Raw genomic sequence first — 19,094 nt, forward strand, 5'->3', positions numbered from 1 at the left:
TCAATAAAAGGAAATTAAATTGCTTATATTGCGGTAAATATACTCTCTCATGACCAGGTATAACATCTCGTTGAAGACGCTCGTCTGGAAAGGAGTCTTTATGGAACGTTCACCTGTTCGTACGACTATTCAAGCAGAATCCGGTATTCCGTTCCGCCTGGTGTACAGCGACACCAAATCCCCTCAGAACGAATTGCCAGATCACCTTCACGACTGGCATGAAATTATCTATGTATATCGTGGACAGGGAAGCATCTTTATTGATACGGGACTTGAGAATATGCAGGAAGGAGATCTGTTCATTATACCGGGCAGCACGGTTCACCGAGCCTTGCCGGATGCAGGCAATCCTGTCACATCTTCCGCATTGTTCTTCAGCCCGGGCTTACTGGCATCCACCGCCGGAGGTGCTGCTTCTTCTTTGCTAAGCCTGTTTGAACGTTGTCGTAAACAACGTGTGTATAAGAGGCATCTGAACACAGAGGAGCAATCACAGGTGGCTGCCCTCATTGATGATATTCAGACCGAATTCCAGCTCGGTCATCATCTAAGCGCACATGCGGCCCTGTTAAGGCTGCAACTGTTACTCATTTTTCTGGAACGTCTGGAAGCTGCGGGACCTGCAAATCCGGGTAAATCTGCTCCGGGTCCCTCCTGGCTCTCTTCTACGATCTCTCATATTGACGAGAACCTTCGGAATGGCCTGTCCCTCCCTGAACTGGCGCAGTACGCCTCTGTATCCCCTGCCCATTTCAGTCGTGCCTTCAAACGATACACGGGAATGACTCTAACGGATTACGCATTAGCGCGAAGGGTCATTATGGCGAAAGAGCATCTGGTGCAAAGTGATGAGACGATGGCAGCCGTGGCCGATGCTTGCGGGTTCGACAGCCTGCCCCACTTTTACCGTCAATTCAAAAAATTAACCGGTACAACACCCGCAGCATACCGCAGAACCATGAACAGTTCTCGTTAAAATAGAACCAGACTGGACGTAGGTTCCTGGGTCTAATCATATATATCCACATATTCTTCCATATGGAAGATGTGGTATGATAATCTGGATTATTACTTGTCGGAAACATTGCATTCCGTTGTCAGAGGAGCTTAACATTCCATGTTAAACGAATTAAATCGCAGGAATATCGGCATCTTCGCCCATGTGGATGCAGGGAAAACAACTACCACCGAGCATATGTTATTTGAGAGTGGTGTCGTCCGCAGTCCGGGACGTGTAGATGACGGAACAACAGCCACAGACTCCCTGGACATTGAGAAAGAACGTGGCATATCTGTTCAAGCAGCCATGACCTCTCTGATCTGGAAGAACACCATCATTGACCTCATTGATACGCCTGGGCATATTGATTTCAGCTCCGAAGTAGAGCGAACACTGCGGGTGATGGATGGCGCTATTCTGATTCTATCCGCAGTGGAGGGAATTCAGTCCCAGAGTGAAGCCATCTGGCATGCCCTTCGTTCACTTCGCATCCCAACCATCATTTATATTAATAAAATGGATCGGATTGGCGCATCTGCCCCAGCGGTAATGGAGCAGATTCGTTCCACCCTGTCCCCTTTCGCATGCGAAATCCAAGCGTATCAGCTCCATGAAGATTCATTTCATGGCATCGACTCCCTATGGAACCCGAATCAAGATTCTCTGTCAGATGGCACACCTTCCATTCCAGGTCTGGTCGAGATACTTGCCGAGCTGGACGAAGAGGTCTTGGAAGCCTACATCCAGGAGACTCCGTTATCGCAAAGGGATCTGAATGAAGCATTCCTGCGGTATGTACATCAGGGTGAGATGTTCCCTGTGTGTTATGGTGCTTCCGGCAAAGGAATTGGCGTCACGGCATTGCTGGACGCAGTCCTTGCATTCCTGCCCCCACCTGCACAACCAGTGGACTCTCCCGTATCCGGTGTTGTGTTCAAAATTGAACGTGATCGCACGATGGGACGCACGGCATATGTCCGTATGTATGGTGGCAGCTTACACAATCGGGATACCATCCATAATTCGACGCGGGAGCTTGAAGAGAAAGTGACGCAGATTCGCCGAATGGATGGAAGAAAATGGGCGGATACCGGTGCCGTTCACGCGGGGCAGATTGCTGCGCTGTACGGACTGAGTGACACACATGTGGGTGACATTATCGGCAATCCTGAAGGTGTACCTCCTCTGCCACAGATGGCTGTACCTTTGCTGACCGTACAAGTACATGGCAAGGACCCGGCACAGTACCCCGATCTTGTTGCAGCATTGCAAGAGTTGACGGATGAAGACCCCTTACTCGACCTGCAATGGTTGCCGGAGGAACGCGAACTGCATCTCAAGGTCATGGGAACCATTCAGCTTGAGATTTTATCCAGCCTGTTGCTGAGTCGTTTCGGATTGGATGTCGTGTTTGATCCGCCATCCGTCATCTATAAGGAGACACCCCGTACAGCCGGAGAAGGTTACATCGCCTATACGATGCCTAAGCCCTGCTGGGCCATCCTCCGCTTCAAGATCGAACCTTTGCCTCGCGGAAGCGGTCTGATCTATGCCTCAACCGTAAGGACAGATGATCTGCTGTTACGTTATCAGAATGAAGTTGAACGACGAATTCCGGAAGCCTTGTCTCAAGGTATGCTCGGTTGGGAAGTCACCGATCTGCGCATCACGCTGGTGGAAGGGGAACATCATGTCTGGCATACACATCCGCTGGATTTTGTTGTAGCCACGCCTATGGGAATCATGGATGGATTGTCGAGAACAGGTACTACGTTGCTGGAACCCCTTCTTCAGTTCCGGCTGACGGTCCCGGAGGAATACGGCGGTAAGGCCCTTAGCGATCTTGTACATATGCGGGCAACCTTCGAAGCCCCCGTCATTGGTAGCGGACGTTGTATTATTGAAGGAGTTATGCCTCTTGCCACCTCAATGGATTATCCGGTGAAACTGCGTTCCGAGACAAGCGGCCGCGGAGTGCTTACGACTTCGTTTGCCGGATACCAAGATTGTCCTGCGGATGTGAATCATGCTCGCAAACGCAGAGGAGTTAATGCGCTGGATCAGTCGAAATATATTTTAAGTGTACGAAACGCGATTACATCATAAATGGAGTTGAACCTGTGCTTATTAAATTTCTTATCTTTGGCCTTCTATGGCGGATTGTAGGTAATCCGTTCATTGCCATCCTCATTTTACTCGTTATACTATATTTCCTGGATCGTCGTTACGTTGGGGTGTTCCCAAGCTTCACGAAACCTCTCAAACGTATGCGTAACATCTCCCGGCTTCGGCAACAGCTTGCCATGAGTCCCAATGAAGTTTCCTCCAAGCTGGAACTGGCTCGCCTGTTAATTGAGCGCAAGCGTTACAGCGAGGCACATGCGTTATTGCTTGAACTGGAGCGCCCATACGAACAATCGGCTGAGTACTGGGAGGCACTGGGGACAACTGAGCTTCATCTGGGTAACATCGAAAAAGGCGAACGTCATATTTTGCAAGCCCTCGAGATCAACCCCAGAGTCAAGTACGGACGCCCGTACCTAACCCTTGCTGGAGCTTTCAAAGATACGCATGAGGACAAAGCGCTGGATTATGTGCATCAGTTTCAGGAGATTCATTCCTCTTCCAGTGAAGCCTATTATCTGCTCGGCTCGGTTCACCGTTCCCTCGGACGCAATGCAGACGCGAAGCAGGCTTACGAGCAATCGTTAGACGTTTATCGTTCGTTGCCCAAATACAAAAAACGTCAGGAGCGCCGCTGGGCTGTCCGCAGTTGGTTCCGCAAACGCGGATTGTAATGTCATCCGCTATACACTGTAATCTTCACATATCATTTTTCTAACTAATAAAAGTGCACTGATCTCTGCCCTCGTATGAGCAGAACCAGTGCACTTTATTCTTAACAGCGATATTAATACACCAATATCTCACGCAGTCGTTCTTCATGGAGATGCATCCAGTCGATCCGCTGTTTCAGCTTCACAATCTGCTCCACAGCCACTTCCGGCTCATCTGTACCCTCGAACATCCGACTGATGAAATGCATGACCACATCCAGACTACGCAGTAAAATCAATCGAGGTATAGCCAGCAACTCTTCCGGTTTCAGGCTGACCTGTTCCCGAAATCCCCTGATCAGTCCCTCCTGTGCCTGCCACATCCAATCTTCACTCTTGTCCATGGTAAGGAGGTCAGACATCGGAACAGCCAGCTCCATTACCCGCAAATCCCATGTCGCAAATTCAAAATCCAAAATGGCACAGATTTCACCATCCTGCTGATCTACCAATACATTCGAGGCATTCACGTCCCCATGAACCAATTGATGCGGCAGATGTTCCATACCCCGCAGGGCTTCAAACAGATCTGGCAGCGCCTCTCTCAGTTGCTTCAACTCATTTGCACATGAGGCCAATTGCTCCGGCGGCGATGTGCATAACTGTAATAATCGTTCTTGTGAACAGAGCGGATACGCATCCTGAATTCGATAGTATGGTGGATACACAGGTTCAAGTGGTATATCCAGCGTAGCCATAACAGAAGACAGGGCCCCCGCCGCTTTACCGAGCCCTATCAATTGATCTGGTGTGTGCCAGATGGGATTGACGCCTTCCCTATAATGAAACAGAGTCACGATTTTGGTATGACCAGTGAGGGTATCTTTTACACGAAGGAATGTACCTCCCTCACCAGATAACCGCCTTACAGGTGAAGGTGTATCAAGCTTAAAGTTCGAACGTTGAAGGGCTGCCAGCACCTCGTGTTCAAAGGTAATTTTCATCGGATCATTATGTGTTTCATATTGTCTCATGACGTAATTAGTCCCGTCTACATGGAGCATGTAAGTAGAATTATTCATCCCACCCTTTCCACGCTCGCCTTTCCAATCCGATGTGAAACCATATAAGGCCAACACTTCGGATATACGCTGCTGCTCTGAAGGATGGAGGGAACCGGAATCGATGTTTTGCACCAAAAATTAACCCCTTTATCTCACAAAATGGAACTGTCTTTTATTTATCTTAAAGGAAGTCCATCGCTTGGTCTAGCTCTGTTCCAAAGTGATCAAGAGAATGGATAATATCCCGTCCGATTAAGCTGCTCCGCAATGACACGATACCCTCTTGCATTAGGATGCACTCTGTCCCAGAACAACAGTTCACGTTCACGACCTTCAAACCTGTCATACACCTGAGCACAAGCATAGTTGCCTGATCCCGCTCCATTCAAAAACGAATTATATTGGCGCACCCAGTACGCAGCTTCCGTCGCTTGTGGGTACGGGTTGTACAATCCAATGGATCGGACCATATACTCATGGTTGCCCTTTAACTGCCGAATGTGCCGCATGATCTGGGATACATTACTGCGGGTTTCTCCGAGCACCTGTGTCATTTTGCTGGCATTTGGAATGCCATTACTTGCTTTAAACGTACGAATCAGATCATTCCCGCCAATGGATAGGGTAATGATATCTGCTTCACGGAGCGATTGCCGCACTCGGGGATGCGAAGAGATCATCTGCAACATTTCCCCCGACGTCAGTCCATTCACGCCCATATTCTCCATGGATACAAACGTACGAACATTCATTTCCGCCATTTGCCGATATAAAGGAACAAAGCCGGTGCCCAGCAACGCTCCTGTACCTACCGTTAATGAATCTCCTATAGCCACATATCGATATACCATCCCGTCGCCCCTCTCTGCTGTGATTTCTCTGAACAATAATGAACTGCTCTATATCTTATGATGAATGGTAAGACAAGGCGCGGGATGGTGTCCTTAGGCATGCACCTTTCTTTTGCATAAAACCATATTTCTTGTTCTGTAGAGGTAAAAAAAAGAAAAAAGCCCTGCCGCATAACGCGGCAGAGCCTGATTCATTGCAATGCATTACATACCTATGGTCCGATCCGAATCAACGGAATCTGATTGTTCCTTGTTCGGGAACGGCCACCAGTTGGCCCGGCCAAACATCTTCACCATCACTGGGACGAAGAATGGCAGGAACAGCAGAGAGTACAAGATCAGTCCGCTAAGGACTACTGTGGCAATCTGCATCATCGAGAGAACACCGGATGGATACATGGCAGCAAATGTACCGCTCAGAATGACCGCGGCAGATAGAATAACGGTGCCCATGTTCTTCATCGCGTACAACATCGCATCCTGTACCTTCATGCCTTTGTTCTCATTGAAACGGTCCATCAGGAAGATGCTATAATCCACACCGAGTGCAATCAGCATAACAAATCCGAAGAACGGAGTAACCCAGCTGATGCCTGCGAATCCGAGGATATTAACAAAGATCACTTCGGTTAACGCCATGGATGTGAAATAAGCCAGTAATAAGGAAACGATCAGATACAATGGCATAATGACCGAGCGAAGCAGCACAACCAGAATAATGAATGTACCTGCCAGCATCAACATTACAGTACGTGTATAGTCGTTATTCGAGATCTCCTGCAAATCTGCAAACGTACTCGTAACGCCACCTATGGCGATGTCTGCTTTTTCAAGCGCACTGCCTTGTACCGCGCGATGTACTGCCGCCTCAATGTCAGGAACACGATCAATGGCTTCTGTTCCGTATGGATTTTCGGCGAAAATAACATCAATCGTCATCGTTTTCCGATCTTCAGACAGATACGTATCAAATACCTGTGTGAAGTCTTTGCTGTTCAGTGCTTCATCAGGAACGTACCAGCCTGCCAGATCGGAATCTGGTGAATTTTGCAATTGCGTCAGGTAGTCCTGCGCTGAATCCAGTCCCCCGGATACCTGTTTAATACCATCGACACTCTGGTTCAGTCCATCTGTCAGTTGTGTCAGCTGACCACTCAGATCCGAGAAGCCTTGCTGAATTTTCTCCTGACCACCCTGAAGCTGGCCAAGTCCATCCTGAATGGAAGGAATTTCACTAATCACTTTGCCCTGACCATCCGCAGCCTGTTTGAGACCGGATTGCAACTGACCAATTCCCGTTACAATCTGGCCCAGGCCATCGGCAAGCGCCTTTTGTCCGGCTGCTGCGGAGGCAAACCCTTCATTGGCCTGATTAATTCCAGCAGCGGCTTCCCCAAGTTTGGTCTTAATCTGACCCAAACCTTGAGCAAGCTGCGCTGTGCCAGAACCTGTTTCTCCAATCGTACCTTTGATACGCTGGTAATCAGCATCTTGCTGCAATTCAGGATAACGCTCTTCAAGTGCTGTGAAGGATTCGGACAGACTGGTTAGAGCTGTTGAAACCCCGTTCAGCTGTTGTTCCAGTTCGCGGGTTCCATCCCCCAGCGCAGCGACCCCTGCTCCCGCCTGACGATAGGCTTCAAGCAACTGATTGTTCGCCTGCGCAAGCTGATCTGCACTCGTTTTGGCTTGTTGAAGACCGGCTTTCAGATCCCCTGCACCTGCCGAACCATCTCGAATACCTTTTTCAATCTGCCCTAGTCCCTCACTGAGTTGCTTGATACCCGATTGCAACTGGGAGGTTCCTTTGGTAAGTTCACCTGCTCCATCAGCAGCTTCTTTTAACTGTGGTTCATTTTTACTTAGCTGACTGCTGGCTTCACTCAGGCCATCACGGATTTTGTCCAGACCCGTCTTGCCTTCACCCAGTCCATCCGATAATGTTCCCACTTGCTGTGTAACTTCAAAATCTTTAATCTCATCACCCGTAGGTCGTGTCATACTACGGACACCAGAGACTCCGGCTACTTTCTCTACTTCCCGGCTAATTTTCTCGGCAACGGCCATATACTTCGCATTATCCATCGCTTCATCATTCTGGATGACGATCTGACCCGGCAGCGATTCACCCGGACCAAAGCTGTCAGAGATAATGTTAAATGCTTTTACGGAATCATATTTCTCGCCAATCTCATCGAGACTGTTGAACGACAGTTTGCCATCGTAGGTTGCCAGAAGAGGTACACAGACAGCTGCAACGATGAGCAGCGCAGCCCATGGACGTTTTAGTGAAAAGCGACCAGCTGCACCATAGATCTTGCTCTCCGCATGTTCAAGTGAACCCTTCGACGGCCAGAAGAGTTTCTTGCCCAGTACCGCCATGAAGAATGGCACGATGGTAAACAGAGCGAGCATCATCACAGCGATACCTACAGCTACGGCAACCGCAGAGCGGTACAACATAAACTGGGCAAAGCCGATCGCAATGAATCCAACCAGCACGGCAAGTGCTGAGAAGAGTACCGTTTTACCGGCAGTACGATAGGTAGCAATGATGGCATCCCACGTATTCTCATGATGAGCCAGTTCTTCCTTGAACCGACTGATCAGCAGGATGCAGTAATCCGTACCAATCCCGAACATAACTGCAACCATAAAGATCTGTGTAAACGTGGATATGGGGAAGTCGACCCCGTCCACCAGGAATGCAACAATCTGTTGCGATACAATGTAACTGATCCCCACCGTTAGCAGCGGTACAAACGGAGCTACAAACGAACGGAAGACCAGGAACAGAATGAGTAAAATAAAGACAACTGTAATATATTCCGATTTCTTAAGCCCCTCTTGTGAACTTTCAATGGTGTCTTCATCAATCAGACCTTTACCGGTTATGTAGTGCTCCACATTGACGGACTTCAATGCTTCGTTCAGGTCTTCCCGCATTTCCTTGACCGTACGATCTCCCTGATCAATGGATAGCGATGTTAGAATCGTTTTGCCGTCAGCTGAGATCATCTTCTCGGACAATTCAGGCTGAGAGAAAGGTTCCAGAATGGACAGAATGCCCAGCTTCTCCTTGTCGGCCTCCAATTGCTTAACAGCCTTCTCTGCCTCTTGTTTCCCCGTGGTGCCCAGACCATCCGGATTATAAAATACAAGGGCGATCTGGCTGCCTTGCTGCTCTCCTTTTTGTGCTGCAGCTTCATTCAGAATCGCAGCTGCCTGTGTGGAAGAATAGCCTTCCGGAACCGAAAACTGTCCCTTTTCCCGAATCAGTTCACTCATGTTAGGGGCGGTAAACATCAACACGGCAGCTACAACAACCCATAGCCCCATTAACCACCATCTTGCTTTTAGTATCGTTCTCATTCTTTCTCCCGTCCTCCTTCATGCGATAGCAAAGCTGCAAGCTTCTCAAAAGATTCAATGAAAATTCGAACCTCTTCCGGTGTAAAATGAACCAGATACGGCTCCAGAATCTGCTGTATTTCCTGTTCTGTCTCCCTGTATACCTGTTTTCCGGTCTCTGTCAGCGTCAAATACACAACCCTGCGGTCACGTTCATCTCCGGCTCGATGGACCAGATCGCGATCTACCAACTTGTTGACCAAAGCGGTAATGCTGCTCTTGCCTATGCACAGAAGCTCTGCCAGATCAGAGGGCGTGCAGGAAGGTTTCTCTTCAATCAGACGAAGTGCGCAGAACTGATCGGTCGTTATGGTCTGCCCCACTTGTTCGCGTATCCGCGTATCAAACCGCTTATTGACCATAAAGGAAGCATCCAAATAGCGGTTCACCAAACTTTTTGCATCCGGTGTACTCATTCTTCATTCTCCTTTCCCGAATCTATATAGTTCGCTTGACGAACTATTCTTCTGTGAAACTATTCTATAATGAAACAATCTCACAAAGCAATACTTTTTTCCTGCTTTTTAGATGAAAACGACAAAAAAAACAGGACGTCCGACTCAGCTCATTGCCAAATCCAACATCCTGTAATGATGATAATCCATATATTTCTTAAAGTAATAAAAGGCCTCTGTGCTACTCTTCGTCTGTATCTTCCTCTTTTTCAAGCACACAACGGAATCGCTCCACACCTGGGTATAATTCACCCAGACTATATACCACAAACCCCGTATTCCGATAAAACTCGACGGCTTCCAGCTCGGTCTCCGCAATCAGTCTATCAGGGTTGTATGTTGCCAACAGTTGTGAGATCATACCACGTCCATAATTTTTAAAGCGGTTTTCAGGCAAAACCGAGATATGATGAATGGTAACCTCACTTGTTGCTGTCTTCTCATATCCAATCAGACCGATCAATTGTCCCTCATCTTCGTAACCGCCCATTTGCAATTCGTCTTTCTCTACATATTGTTGCAACGCACGGTTCAAGTGATCCGGATCAGGAAAGACCGAGTAGGACAACAGTTCCTGTACTTCCGGCTCCTGTATGCGTGATTTCAGATTAATTAACACCTTGATTCCTCCTATACCTTGCTTGTTTCCGTTATCGTATTGTAGTCGTTAGCCTCTAAAAGTTCAAGTCGTGTGCCGATTCAGCTCCGATACCCTCCAGCACATTTTGCTCAGCATTGGTATCGTGATAACGGTTGCAACCATTCTTTTGCACATAGGATAAAATCTTCCCGTTCTGATCTGCGACAGCCACACGCGTGTGGCTCCCTCCTCCATCCATCCCTATTACATATGTATTCATCCTTAACCATCTCCCTTCAGACCACACATTAAGAGTGCCGGGTCCATTGTCAGGTCCCGGCAGAGAGTTTATTGCTTTTGTACAGCGAAACGAAGCAGTTCACAACGAAATTGTGTCGGTTCATCATACTTTTCCTCTTCAATCGTCTGTGTGACATGTTCCTGAAGCAGAATATTCCAGCCTTTGTAAGCCTTCTCCAGTATAGCAATCGCCTCGGCTGTGGGCAGGTTCAGCTCAATTAACGGCTCAATCTCACGACCTGTGTTAATTTCTTTTTCCTCCACATTGGTACTCATGGTAATACTATGAATGCCCCCTGTACGAGTTCCGGCCTGTAACCGGTCTATCGCTTCCATAAAGGCTTGCTTATTTGAAACATGTTCCAGACAAGAACAAGCAGCGATATAATCAAAATAGTTTGGCTCCACAGCATAATGTTCAACATCTGCTTTCACTGCCTGCACGATATGATCAACCTGATATTTTTTCGCATACTTGCGAAGTCCGTCTACGGCCTCATCCAGCAAATCCACACCGATGACTTCACTCTTCGTTTTTGTAAGGCGCTGTGCAATCGGTATCGTATGCCTTCCCACTCCGCATCCCAGATCGAGGACACGCAATTCCTCCTTGTGAGCAAGCAAACGTTCCAGCATATCCATCACCATAGGCATGGGCCTCGACATCCAGGTACCAGAGGCGAACAATTCATTATTCTGATAGAAATTGGAATGATAGCCTGCCTCTGCTTTTCGCGCAGCCTCAAATTGTTCGTTTCCCATCAAGATACCCCCATCGTTTAGAAAATGATTTGCATCTTCTACTTAATACCCAGATTGTCACTAAAAAATCAATTAAAAGCAGGTGACAGATTTTTCTTCATAAAGGATTCCAGTGCCGCCTCATATCCGGTGCGATCGACTTGAAACGCTGTACCATGACCCGCACGGGGGACGGTCAGCAATTCCTTTTCGGTTGGGCAAGCTTCATACAACCTGTACACCATTTCCGTTGGTACAAACATATCAGCTTCACCGTGGATGAATAACACGGGAACGTTAACTTTGGCAAGCTGCTTGAGAGCCGAAGCCTCTCTAAAGGAATACCCTGCTTTCCACCGGGAGATCAGACTTGTGACAGGTATAAACGGAAATGCAGGTAGCTTGTATAATTGCTTTAACTGGAACGTTAGTTCTTCTTCCACGGATGTATACGCACAATCAGAGACAATCGCTTTAACCTGAATCGGCAGAACTTCACCACCTGTCATCAGTACGGTTGCTCCTCCCATGGATATGCCGTGCAATATGATTTCCCCTTGTGTACCCACTTTTTCAAGCACCCAGTTGGTCCACTGGACATAATCCTTCCGATCTAACCAGCCAAAACCGATGATATCCCCTTCACTCTGTCCATGACCTCGATCATCTGGCATGAGTACGTTATAACCGTGCTTTTCCGCATAAAACCGGGCAAATCCAGCCATTTCTCTGCCTCTACCCGAATAACCATGTGCCAGAATAACCGTCTGATCCGACCCTTTATTGGAACCGAGCCATGTACCATACAGTTTTAATCCATCATGTGAATGAAGAGATATCTCTTCTGTAGGCTGAGCATCCAGCCACTTCAGGTCAGAAGCACTGCTAATGATTTCATTGTCCGGTTCAGGCATCAGATTTGGATTATCTACCAAAAACGTTTTTGGTGTACGGCGAATGGCCGTTTTGAAAAAATAAAGCCCTCCTGCCCACAGAAGAGCAAGAACGATCAGTACCAGTGCTGCAAGTACGTAGAATAACATGAACGAGCCCTACCCTCTTTCCTCATTAAGATATGTTCAATCTTTACTTACTCGTTGCAGTGATGCACATGCTGCTTGATAGGCGGGTAACAAAGCATCCAGCAAAGGTTCTGCTTTCCGTGATTGACCTTCCTTCGCGAACTGCTCTATCTGAGCAAACAAAGTTGATAAATAACGAATCCCCAGGCTCAAACTCCCTGATTTCAGATCATGGGCTACCTCGGTTGCAGCAACATGGTCACCGGACACAATATGTCTGCGCAGCGCCTCAATTTTGCCAGGTGTATCGGTACGATACATGTCCAACAACATACCAAGGAGTGTACGATCGCCATCGGTGTTTAATTCCGCAATCTCATGTACGATGCTCATATTTAGTACCTCGGTCGGTTCGGAGGATTGCTGCCACTTCTCGATCATCTTACTCAAAATTTCCAGCGTGAAGGGTTTGCCAATAAAGTCATTCATCCCGGCTTCCATACACTTGTCTTTCTCTCCCTGCATGACATTACCTGTCATTGCAATAATTGGTGTGGTATGGCGCATTTCATCCATTTCTATCGAGCGGATTTTGCGTGTTGCCTCCAAACCGTCCATCACTGGCATCATATAATCCATGAGAATCAAACTGTATTTTTTGCTGAGAAAAGCAGCTATTGCCTCTTCCCCATTCACTACAGCGTCCACTTGGGTTATTCCCAGTTTTTTGAGCTGCAACATAACAAGCTGCCGGTTGATGACATTATCATCGGCCAGCAATACAGATACAGAAGGAGCTTCATCATCCATATCCTGCCCCTGATGCTCTTGAGCGGAAGCAACAGACTGGTTACCGTCTTTCTTACCAAGTGTAAGTTCGAACCAGAATGTTGATCCTTCACCCTCCTGACTGTCTACTCCAATCTGACCTTCCATCAGTGTAACGAGCGACTTGCAGATCGATAATCCAAGGCCCGTTCCTCCATACTCACTTGAGCGTCCTCGTTCAGTCTGCACGTAGGGTTGAAATAACTGGTTCTGATCTTCTTCCGAGATACCAATCCCCGTGTCTTCGACTTCAAATCGGATCATTTGTGTAATCTCATCATCTTTCATAAGGGCGACTCGTATCCGCGCTGTACCTTCTGATGTGAATTTGTTCGCATTCTGAATTAGATTGATCAGTATCTGTGTAATCCTCGTTGAATCCCCTTCAAGAAGGGTAGAGATTCTGGGGTCACAGTCTATCGATAACTGATTTCCGTTCTTTCTGACTTGGGGTTCGAGCAAACGAACAATATAGTTTATCGTCTCTTGCAGATCTACTTCTCCCAGTTCAAGTCGCATCTGCCCCGCCTCAAGTTTGGACAGATCCAGAAGATCCTGAATCAGCTTAAGCAGCAGTTTGGCAGCATCCTGTATAACTGAAACGGAATTTTCCTGTTCTTCAGACAATGGAGACAGCTTCAGCATCTCAGCCATCCCCAATATGCCATTTAATGGCGTACGAAAATCATGACTGATGCCTGCAATAAATGCGATTTTTGAATCACCTGCATCTACTGCTTGCTGACGTGCAGCTTCAAGACTGTTATTGTTCTTTGCAAGTAGACGCTGAAGTGTCACCAGTTCATTATTCATATCCGAGAATTCCGTAAGTGTCCGTTCCTCTTGCTCTTTACTCCGGATCATCCGATCTGATAACTGCTCAATCGTTCTGCGTAGCCTCTGTATCTCTCCGCTCTCATTAGACATCACAACATCCCTCTCCTAATCCCTAACCATATCAAGATAATTACATGTAGCTGGCTGAGCCAGTAATTATTCTGCAACCGCAACTGCCTCATCGGCTCCCGGAGCATAACCGTCGGCTCCTATCGTTTTCCACAACTCCTGATCAATATTAAAGGGATATCCCCCAACCATAATCTTCACATGTGCCGTTGCCGGATGATGACGAATCAGATGAATCAACTCTTTGGCCAGATGAAGGTGATACGTCATCGTAACTGAAATCGCAACAACATCGCCCTGATGCCGCTCTATAGCCTCTATTACACTTCCATTGGGAACATTGGCCCCCAGATAGTGCGTATCCCAACCTTCCATCTCGAACACATCTGTGAGCATACGCAGTCCGATCTCATGTTGTTCACTGCCTACACAGGTAGCCACTAGTTTTTTATCCTGACCCGTATGAATCAGCCAGCGAGAATAAAGACGTGATATGAATGACTGGGTCGCTGCCGTACAAAAGTGTTCTTGCCCCACACTGATACGATGGCATTGCCACAATCGTCCAATTTCATATTGGGTGGGCTGAAAGATATATCGATAAATATCACGAATCGTCACCCCGGCTTCTAACTGGGCTTCAATGATCTCAAAGGCTTCATACCGTTTATTCTCAAGCAAGCACTGTAAGTACGATTGCGCGGTATCTCCATATGGCATGGATTCGTTGATGTAACCCGCTTGTGACTCCATATGTGTTGTTCTATATATTCCCATCTCCAGATACTCAAGCAGAAGTGCCTTTGAAGGATGGTCAAATTCTTCTTCCAATGTCTCTTTGATCAGATTGAGATTAATCGCCAGGTCTTCTGGTGATACCTTCTACTTGATCCAATCCATCCATTCCGCTCTTAATCGTTATGTTCCATTATACATGAACTTTCGATAATCATGTTTTACACACGATGAATGTATAGAACAATCTTCCTATATTATGGAGGGCCTTGCAAGTCAGTCAGCCAGTATATGCGTGTACTTTTCGAGTTCCACAAAAAAAACTGACCTGCGTTATGAACGCAAGTCAGTTTTCCCTTCTGCCGCCAGTCCCAGCTTCTTCAACATCTTAATCGCAGCTACTTTCTCGGAAGGGTCAAGTCCTTCCAAAGCATCAATGATGACCTGATGGTGTTGAGGAAATATCTGTGTGAACAATTCTCTTCCTTCCTCGGTTAACTCAGCGTAAATGACACGCCGATCTTCCTTGGAAGGTCGACGAAACAGCAGATTTTTATTTTGCAACTTATCTACAACATACGTAATATTACCACTGGACATTAACACCTTTTCACCAATCTTTTGCAATGCCTGTGGTCCCTTATGATATAACAAATCAAGTACACCAAATTCTGTCGTATTCAGTCCGTGACTCTGGATGTCCCGATTGGAACGTGAGGTCACAGAATTGTAGGCCCGAACAAGAACCACGAATAATTGTAAAGACAGTTCCCGGTTGTCCTCCGTGTTCAGCATTTCAATAATCCTCCATCAGTTGTTTACATTTCGGCTCGTATGAGAGGCCAGCTTCTGCTCCCACTCCTCACGGAGCATCCCCATACGAATTGAATCATAGTACTGCCCGCGAACGATACGACACTTCCGCATTCGCCCCTCCACCTGTAATCCGGCTTTCACAGCCGCACGCATCATACGTTCATTACCAGACCAAGTAGTCAATCCAACCCGAACCAAAGGCATATGTTCGAACAAATGACTTGACCACATGGTAAGTGAGCGTGTGCCAACCCCGCGTCCCCACTGGACAGATCTGTATATTACAATCCCCATTTCCAGCCACATGGATAACTCATCTTCTATGTAATAGCTGATTGTACCCACAATTTGTCTGTCGGATTCAATAATACGGATTGGTACGGGTCTGGAATCGCCTGGATCTACGTCCATACTTTTGAGCATACCTTGTTCAAAACTTTCATAACTTTCGTGTTTAAGTGGGTAATAGGGTGCATCCCATTGCTTCCATTCAGGTACATCATCACTGTAGATCAATTCATAGAGTTCTTTCAGATCCTGTTTCTCCACACACCTGAGTACAAGTTCCCCATCAACGATTGGCAGTTCTTTCATACGATGAAAATCACCCTCTTCCATATTAAGAACGATGAAGCTCTTCGATACTTCCGTCCGCATTGGCAAGAATGACTGTACTAGCCATATCCACAAATAGTCCGTTATCAACAACACCTGGTAACATGTTCAATTGAACATTAAGGTCCGCAGCGTGATCAATCGCCTCCAAGTGGCAATCTGCTATCAGGTTTCCGTTGTCTGTCAGATAACGTTGCTGTCCATCCATCCGCCACTGTGGTTGACACCCCAATTTTTCGAGCGCCTGGAAGGTCCACTCAGAAGCAAATGGAACCACCTCAACTGGAAGCGGGAATTTCCCCAACTTTTGCACGGCTTTGCTGCCATCCGCTACAATAATCAATTTGTCACTATTGGCCGCCACGATTTTCTCACGCAAAAGAGCCCCGCCCCCCCCTTTAATCAGGTTAAATTCGGGATCTACTTCATCAGCGCCATCAATGGTCAGATCCAGACGTCCAATCTGGTCAAATGGGACGATGGGAATCCCCCATTCACGGGCAAGCTTGTCCGAAGCCTCTGAAGTGGCAACCGCTTGAATGTTCAATCCATCACGTACCCGCTCACCGATCCGGCAGATGGCATAATAAGCTGTTGAACCTGTACCCAATCCAACCTTCATTCCATCTTCAACATATTCTGCCGCACGCTCTGCTGCTATCTGTTTAAGATTCATCTATAAACCCCCGCTGCTCATAATTTGAGAAATGCATATGTAGTTATTATAGATAAAACCGCTTCCGATGTATATCCGTGCCTTCTGTTGCATCTCTGCCATCATATTTTTGTTTGTTGAAGGATGTATTTTTACCCACCATGTTATAGAATACAGAATGAAGCTAAAAAATGGGAAATTTTAAAATAAACAGTTCTAAATACCTATAAACCATCTGATATGTCCATAAATACGTAAAATATTAAAAAAAATTTAACGATACTATTCAATTTAACGACATTTTATACGACATATTAATTATAGATGTGTTTTAATAATTAGACACCTATGGTTCATACGGTACATAAGTCTCTACGAAAGCGACTGATAAACCAAGACCATGGTCGCATAAATTTCCTTTGGAGGGGATCACGGAATGATCTAGTTCACTGTACCAATGCAACCCTAAAGTTTCTTAATTTAAAGAAGATCAGGAGTGGAGTTTAGTGAAATCATTAAGTTGGAAAAGCATGTCGTTTTTCTCCAAAAATTTGTTACTCTCATTTACTAATATCGTTATCATCGGGGTAGCACTTATCGCAAGCAGTTACTATTTTCAAAAAACAGTTCTTGTTGATCAACTGCATGGACAGGTGGAACAAATTACCAAAAAGTGGGCTGAAGATATCAATCCTACCGAGGTACAAGCTGCTATTGCGGAAGGTAGCTATGATGGAGCAACACAAACGAAATTACGAGCGTATTTCGATGAGATGCAAGAATATTATCCTAACATTGCACAAGCCTACATCTTCGGTGTTGAGCTCGGTGGCGATAACAAGAGATTAACTTCCCTTGTAGCGATGCCGACCAATCTAAGAGAAGCTTTTCAAAGTGAGAACGTTAATATTGGTGACATGTATGAGCAACCGGTCGTTGTAGCCAATGCACTGAAAGAAATGCTTAATACGGATCGCCCAACATTCACAACATTTTATTCCGATGATTTCGGAACATGGACAACCATTGCATATCCAATCAAAGACAGCAACGGTAAGATTTTCTCATATTTTGCCGTTGATGCAGATGCATCAGCCGTACCCGCAGGACTGAACTCCTTGCTCAAAAACGGAATTATCATCCTTGTGGCCTTCTTGCTGTTATTCCTGATTATCCAATACCTTGTAGTTAAAAACACACTTTCCCCTATCCGTCACTTGATCAAAGGAATTGATGACGTCAGTCGGGGTAATTTGAATGTCAACATTCCGACAGGCAAAGACGATCTGGGACTCGTTAACGAAAAGTTCAACACCATGGTTCGAAAAATCAACGATACTATCGTTAAAGTGCAAATCACATCACAAGAAGTAAATCAGTCTGCCAAAGAGCTATATGAAGTTTCCGAACGCAACAGTGAGAATGCAGATTCTATCAATAATAATGTAACTCAAATCACTTCCAACATTCGTTCACAGGAACAGGCAACCCGGGATAGTGCACGTGCCATGTCCGAGATGGCTACCGTAATCCAGACCATTGCCAGCAGCTCCGCAAGTGTAGCGGATGAAGCCTATGAGATGGAACGTCGTTCACAACAAGGTAACAGCGTTGTCCGTCAGGTATCCGAACAGATGAATCTGATTACGGAATCGGTTAAGAATACCGCTTCTGCCATTGAGGTTCTGGAGAGTCGTTCACAGGAAATCGGCGATATTCTCAATATCATCTCGGGAATCTCCAGCCAGACTAACTTGCTTGCTCTTAATGCATCCATTGAAGCAGCTCGTGTTGGTGAAGAAGGAAGAGGATTTGCAGTTGTTGCAGGTGAAGTACGCAAACTTGCCGAGCAGTCTGAACAAGCAACCAGCCAGGTTGGTGTATTGATCCAAGAGATTCAAGCTGGAATTAAACAAGCTGTACGTGCTATGGAACAAGGCACGTCAGAAGTAGATACAGGCCTCAGCGTAGCCGATCAAACAGGACAACTGTTCGAAGATATTTTAGAAGCAGCGAAAAAAGTATCTAATCAGATTCAGGAAGTATCAAGCGCGACGGAAGAAATCTCTGCGGGTACGGAGGAAATGACCGCTACAGCAGACGACTTGTCTTCAAGCGTAAGCAAGACAGCAAACAGCAGTGAACAAATTTCCTCATCTGTTGATGAGCAAAAAGCATCTTTGATTACACTGGTAGACTCCTCCACACGCCTTAACAGCATGTCTGAGGAACTCCAAGAACTGATCTCTCATTTCAATGTAAGCAAACAATAATTCGAATCCACAAACATTCGGTTTGAACCAAGGAGGAATAACTGAAGTGATTGAAAACCAACCAT

The 19,094-nt window shown here is 46.5% G+C and carries 17 protein-coding genes; 4 read left to right on the forward strand and 13 right to left on the reverse strand.

The window, feature by feature from the left end; translation table 11 throughout:
* Positions 1–100: 100 nt before the first annotated feature.
* The 3 genes from J2Z28_RS06875 (at position 101) to J2Z28_RS06885 (ending at position 3,798) form a co-directional block, all read left to right on the forward strand.
* Complete coding sequence (locus J2Z28_RS06875) at positions 101–976, forward strand: AraC family transcriptional regulator (RefSeq protein ID WP_211081690.1); 876 nt, start codon at positions 101–103, stop codon at positions 974–976.
* A 141-nt stretch (positions 977–1,117) separates the two neighbouring features.
* The gene (locus tag J2Z28_RS06880) at positions 1,118–3,106 is read left to right on the forward strand and encodes an elongation factor G (RefSeq protein ID WP_211081691.1); all 1,989 of its coding nucleotides are present in this window, start codon (positions 1,118–1,120) and stop codon (positions 3,104–3,106) included.
* Positions 3,107–3,120: 14 nt separating this feature from the next.
* A complete protein-coding gene (locus tag J2Z28_RS06885) occupies positions 3,121–3,798 on the forward strand; it encodes a tetratricopeptide repeat protein (protein ID WP_211081692.1) in 678 nt (225 codons plus the stop codon).
* A 113-nt stretch (positions 3,799–3,911) separates the two neighbouring features.
* Here J2Z28_RS06885 and J2Z28_RS06890 read toward each other — a convergent pair whose 3' ends face one another.
* The 13 genes from J2Z28_RS06890 to rpiA form a co-directional block, all read right to left on the reverse strand.
* The gene (locus tag J2Z28_RS06890; protein ID WP_211081693.1) at positions 3,912–4,973 is read right to left on the reverse strand and encodes a phosphotransferase; all 1,062 of its coding nucleotides are present in this window, start codon (positions 4,971–4,973) and stop codon (positions 3,912–3,914) included.
* Positions 4,974–5,065: 92 nt separating this feature from the next.
* Positions 5,066–5,692 carry a GDSL-type esterase/lipase family protein gene (locus J2Z28_RS06895; RefSeq protein ID WP_211081694.1) on the reverse strand — a complete coding sequence of 209 codons (627 nt, stop codon included), beginning with the start codon at positions 5,690–5,692 and terminating at the stop codon, positions 5,066–5,068.
* Positions 5,693–5,896: 204 nt separating this feature from the next.
* On the reverse strand, positions 5,897–9,064 hold the full coding sequence (locus J2Z28_RS06900; protein ID WP_211081695.1) for an MMPL/RND family transporter: 3,168 nt from the start codon (positions 9,062–9,064) through the stop codon (positions 5,897–5,899).
* Positions 9,061–9,519: a MarR family winged helix-turn-helix transcriptional regulator gene (locus J2Z28_RS06905; protein ID WP_211081696.1), complete on the reverse strand. Its 459-nt coding sequence runs from the start codon at positions 9,517–9,519 to the stop codon at positions 9,061–9,063. Before J2Z28_RS06905 ends, J2Z28_RS06900 begins: the two co-directional genes overlap by 4 nt.
* Positions 9,520–9,739: 220 nt before the next feature.
* The gene (locus tag J2Z28_RS06910; protein WP_211081697.1) at positions 9,740–10,177 is read right to left on the reverse strand and encodes a GNAT family N-acetyltransferase; all 438 of its coding nucleotides are present in this window, start codon (positions 10,175–10,177) and stop codon (positions 9,740–9,742) included.
* A gap of 55 nt (positions 10,178–10,232) precedes the next feature.
* Complete coding sequence (locus tag J2Z28_RS06915) at positions 10,233–10,418, reverse strand: hypothetical protein (protein WP_211081698.1); 186 nt, start codon at positions 10,416–10,418, stop codon at positions 10,233–10,235.
* 68 nt (positions 10,419–10,486) lie between these two features.
* Positions 10,487–11,200, reverse strand: coding sequence for a class I SAM-dependent methyltransferase (locus J2Z28_RS06920; RefSeq protein WP_211081699.1), 714 nt, complete (start codon positions 11,198–11,200; stop codon positions 10,487–10,489).
* Between the two features lie 68 nt (positions 11,201–11,268).
* Positions 11,269–12,222, reverse strand: a complete 954-nt coding sequence (locus J2Z28_RS06925; RefSeq protein WP_211081700.1) for an alpha/beta hydrolase — start codon at positions 12,220–12,222, stop codon at positions 11,269–11,271.
* A 36-nt stretch (positions 12,223–12,258) separates the two neighbouring features.
* The gene (locus J2Z28_RS06930; protein WP_244988167.1) at positions 12,259–13,956 is read right to left on the reverse strand and encodes an ATP-binding protein; all 1,698 of its coding nucleotides are present in this window, start codon (positions 13,954–13,956) and stop codon (positions 12,259–12,261) included.
* A gap of 66 nt (positions 13,957–14,022) precedes the next feature.
* Positions 14,023–14,766, reverse strand: a complete 744-nt coding sequence (locus tag J2Z28_RS06935; RefSeq protein ID WP_211081702.1) for a cobalamin B12-binding domain-containing protein — start codon at positions 14,764–14,766, stop codon at positions 14,023–14,025.
* Positions 14,767–15,003: 237 nt separating this feature from the next.
* Positions 15,004–15,465 carry a MarR family winged helix-turn-helix transcriptional regulator gene (locus tag J2Z28_RS06940; protein WP_036670259.1) on the reverse strand — a complete coding sequence of 154 codons (462 nt, stop codon included), beginning with the start codon at positions 15,463–15,465 and terminating at the stop codon, positions 15,004–15,006.
* Between the two features lie 15 nt (positions 15,466–15,480).
* Positions 15,481–16,080 carry a GNAT family N-acetyltransferase gene (locus J2Z28_RS06945; RefSeq protein WP_244988147.1) on the reverse strand — a complete coding sequence of 200 codons (600 nt, stop codon included), beginning with the start codon at positions 16,078–16,080 and terminating at the stop codon, positions 15,481–15,483.
* 25 nt (positions 16,081–16,105) lie between these two features.
* Positions 16,106–16,777 (reverse strand): ribose-5-phosphate isomerase RpiA, encoded by a 672-nt coding sequence (gene rpiA / locus J2Z28_RS06950; protein WP_047842431.1) that lies wholly within the window; start codon positions 16,775–16,777, stop codon positions 16,106–16,108.
* Between the two features lie 509 nt (positions 16,778–17,286).
* On the opposite strand from rpiA, the gene J2Z28_RS06955 reads away from it, so the two are divergent.
* Complete coding sequence (locus J2Z28_RS06955; RefSeq protein WP_100529440.1) at positions 17,287–19,029, forward strand: methyl-accepting chemotaxis protein; 1,743 nt, start codon at positions 17,287–17,289, stop codon at positions 19,027–19,029.
* Positions 19,030–19,094 lie beyond the last annotated feature (65 nt).

This window comes from Paenibacillus xylanexedens (genome assembly GCF_017874615.1).
In the GTDB taxonomy this organism is placed as follows: Bacteria; Bacillota; Bacilli; order Paenibacillales; family Paenibacillaceae; genus Paenibacillus; species Paenibacillus xylanexedens.